The organism is Mesorhizobium sp. M7A.F.Ca.MR.148.00.0.0, assembly GCF_003997735.1.
In the GTDB taxonomy this organism is placed as follows: Bacteria; Pseudomonadota; Alphaproteobacteria; order Rhizobiales; family Rhizobiaceae; genus Mesorhizobium.
The window spans coordinates 1-2,757 of the sequence record NZ_RZTB01000026.1; the positions used below are offsets into that span (position 1 = coordinate 1).

3 protein-coding genes and 1 pseudogene are annotated in these 2,757 nt (G+C 61.1%); 1 reads left to right on the forward strand and 3 read right to left on the reverse strand.

Features of this window, described 5'->3' with window-relative positions; all coding sequences use genetic code 11:
• The 3 genes and pseudogenes from EOB49_RS12910 to EOB49_RS36930 form a co-directional block, all read right to left on the reverse strand.
• A partial coding sequence (locus EOB49_RS12910) for a TCP-1/cpn60 chaperonin family protein (RefSeq protein ID WP_281060559.1) occupies positions 1-589 on the reverse strand: 589 nt, incomplete at its 3' end.
• 65 nt (positions 590-654) lie between these two features.
• A pseudogene (groES, locus tag EOB49_RS12915) lies at positions 655-948 on the reverse strand (co-chaperone GroES); the annotation flags it as partial.
• Positions 949-1,011: 63 nt separating this feature from the next.
• Positions 1,012-1,359, reverse strand: coding sequence for a hypothetical protein (locus tag EOB49_RS36930; RefSeq protein ID WP_063169239.1), 348 nt, complete (start codon positions 1,357-1,359; stop codon positions 1,012-1,014).
• Between the two features lie 992 nt (positions 1,360-2,351).
• Between EOB49_RS36930 and EOB49_RS12920 the strand changes: the two genes are divergently transcribed.
• Positions 2,352-2,675, forward strand: a complete 324-nt coding sequence (locus EOB49_RS12920) for a DUF736 domain-containing protein (protein ID WP_127318499.1) — start codon at positions 2,352-2,354, stop codon at positions 2,673-2,675.
• The last annotated feature ends 82 nt before the right edge of the window (positions 2,676-2,757 follow it).

Genomic DNA, 2,757 nt, shown 5'->3' on the forward strand with positions numbered 1-2,757 from the left:
GGTCGAACTGCATGCCTTCGACGACTTCGAGTTCGGTCTCGGCGGTCTTGGCTTCTTCAACCGTGATGACGCCTTCGTTGCCGACCTTCTGCATCGCTTCGGCGATCATCTTGCCGACCGACTCGTCGCCGTTGCCGGCGATGGTGCCGACCTGGGCAACCTCTTCGGAGGTCTTGATCTTCTTGGCGTTCTTGATCAGGGTCGCAACGACGTCGGTTACCGCGAGGTCGATGCCGCGCTTCAGGTCCATCGGGTTCATGCCGGCGGCAACCGCCTTGTGGCCTTCCTGGACGATCGACTGTGCCAGAACGGTTGCGGTCGTGGTGCCGTCGCCAGCGATGTCGTTGGTCTTCGAAGCAACTTCGCGGACCATCTGCGCGCCCATGTTCTCGAACTTGTCCTCAAGCTCAATTTCCTTGGCGACGGTGACGCCGTCCTTGGTGATGCGCGGGGCGCCGAACGACTTGTCGATGACCACGTTGCGGCCCTTGGGGCCGAGCGTGACCTTCACCGCGTCGGCGAGAATGTTGACGCCGCGCAGCATGCGCTCGCGGGCATCGCGGGAGAATTTTACGTCTTTGGCAGCCATTTTTAGCTCCTGGCAGGGGCTTCAATCGAGCCCGGGAATTCAGTTGACGAAAGGGCCTGATATGAGCCGATGATGCCCATGATGTCGGATTCCTTCATGATCAGAAGGTCTTCGCCATTGAGCTTGACTTCGGTGCCCGACCACTTGCCGAACAGGATGCGGTCGCCGGCCTTGACGTCCAGTGGGACGAGCTTGCCAGCTTCGTCGCGGGCGCCGGAGCCGACGGCGATGATCTCGCCTTCCTGCGGCTTTTCCTTTGCCGTATCCGGGATGATGATCCCGCCAGCGGTCTTGGATTCGGATTCGACCCGGCGAACGACCACGCGGTCATGCAGCGGGCGGAACTTCGACTTTGCCATTTTCGGATTTTTCCCTGGTGCGGATGTTGAGGGGTTTTTGTTAGCACTCGCGATGGACGAGTGCTAACGCGATAGTGAGGTAGGCTGTAAGCGGGCACTCGTCAAGACGGACGAGGGCAGGCGAGGAGCTCTGGCCCCCTCCCCGGTGGAACCCAACGCATACGCGGCATCCGCGTTGATGGCTGCGAGCCCCACATTTCCATTGAATTCGGCGTCATGACGCCAACTTGCTCGCGCCGCTTCCAAGTCGTCAGTCGTGCTGCCGTCAGCACGAACATAGGGCTGCGCTTCACTTCCCGTCGAAGCCGCGGCAAGCAGCGTCGCCGTCAGCACGCTCCTTTGCAGATGCTTGCCAAAGGTGGACAGTGAGCGCACCTGCGCCGGGCTGTTGGTGCGAACGTAAGACGTCATTGACAACTCCTTTTTGCAAGTCGAGCCCTTCTCCAGAAGAAGTCCGCATCGCGTTGAAGACGAGCTGCGAAAAAGAGAAAGATGGGTTTGATAGCTGCGGCCCCAACGGTCCCTTCAGATTTGAGATCACTTCCGCCGCGAGTGGCTGAAGCTCCTCGCAACGTCACAATCGAATCTGCTGCCAAGCCTCCAGGAAAGGAGAGCATTGCTCATCTCGCGCTTGTGCATGCAGTCAACCTTCGATCCGTGTTGCCACATCTCAAGAGCAAATGCGGTGCCAAAGCTCACTGGGAAGTGAACGCATGGCTCTCCCTGAAAACCTCACAAATCCAGCATGGTCAATTGTGCGGAACCCGACATGCGTCTTCTGCCACTGTCAGCTTTCGGACAGGCATGACGCGTTTCGCGCCGACCACCGGTCGATCGGTTTTGGGGCCGGTCTGTTCGCCTCATAAGAGCGCGTCACATTGCGTAGCGGTTTCCCGAGCGCCGCCACATGACACTGGACCTGCAGGTAGCACCGGCTTCTCATCCAGCCTTACTTTGGCCCCTTCGCGTATCAAATTCCCGCTGGCGAGCCCTGCTTTCATAGATCGCACCATGCCGAATGTCTGCTCTGGCGCCCGACCCGCTGGCCCGATCTCGATCCGGCATAAGGGCGCAGCATCTTTGCAGGCCGTTTCATCCCGGCGTCCTGCTTGGCTGACAGACCGCACTTGGCGAGCGGTCTCCATGCTCTCTCCAAGGACCATCCCTGCGGCTGGCTTGTCGACCTATGGGCGGGTCCGGCCGCCCGAAACCCTCGCGCCATCAGCTTTTTTCCCCGCCGCCTGCGGCGGCTTCCTCGCGCCGCTTCGCTCACAAAAAAGCTGCCCGCTCGGGTCCTTCACTGTCGCTGCGGCCCTGTCGGATTCAGGCGGCCCTGACGCGCCCATTACGGTGCGCCATCGCAGGGGATGGTCCCCGGCGAAACCACAAAAGGAGACTTCGAAATGACCGCGATCGGTTACGTCAACAAGCAGGAAAACGGCGCCTACAAGGGCCAGCTCAAGACGCTCAGCGTCCGCGCCGACATCGATATCGCCCCCAACCAGGCCAAGAGCGCCGATAACCATCCCGACTTCCGGGTGCTGACGCAAGGGGTCGAAGTTGGCGCCGGCTGGATCCGCACCGGCGAGACTTCTGGCAAGGATTATGTGAGCCTGTCGATTGCAGCGCCGGAGTTCGGACCGCGCAAGCTCTACGCCAATCTTGGCCGCGCCGCCGGCCAGGACGATGACGACACCTACGCCATCATCTGGAACCCGGCCGACTGATCGGCCGACATAGAGCCTCGCGCCGCAGCCCGGCGCGGGGCTCATTCCCAGGAGTTCCACCCAAACCCCGTCCGCCCTAAAG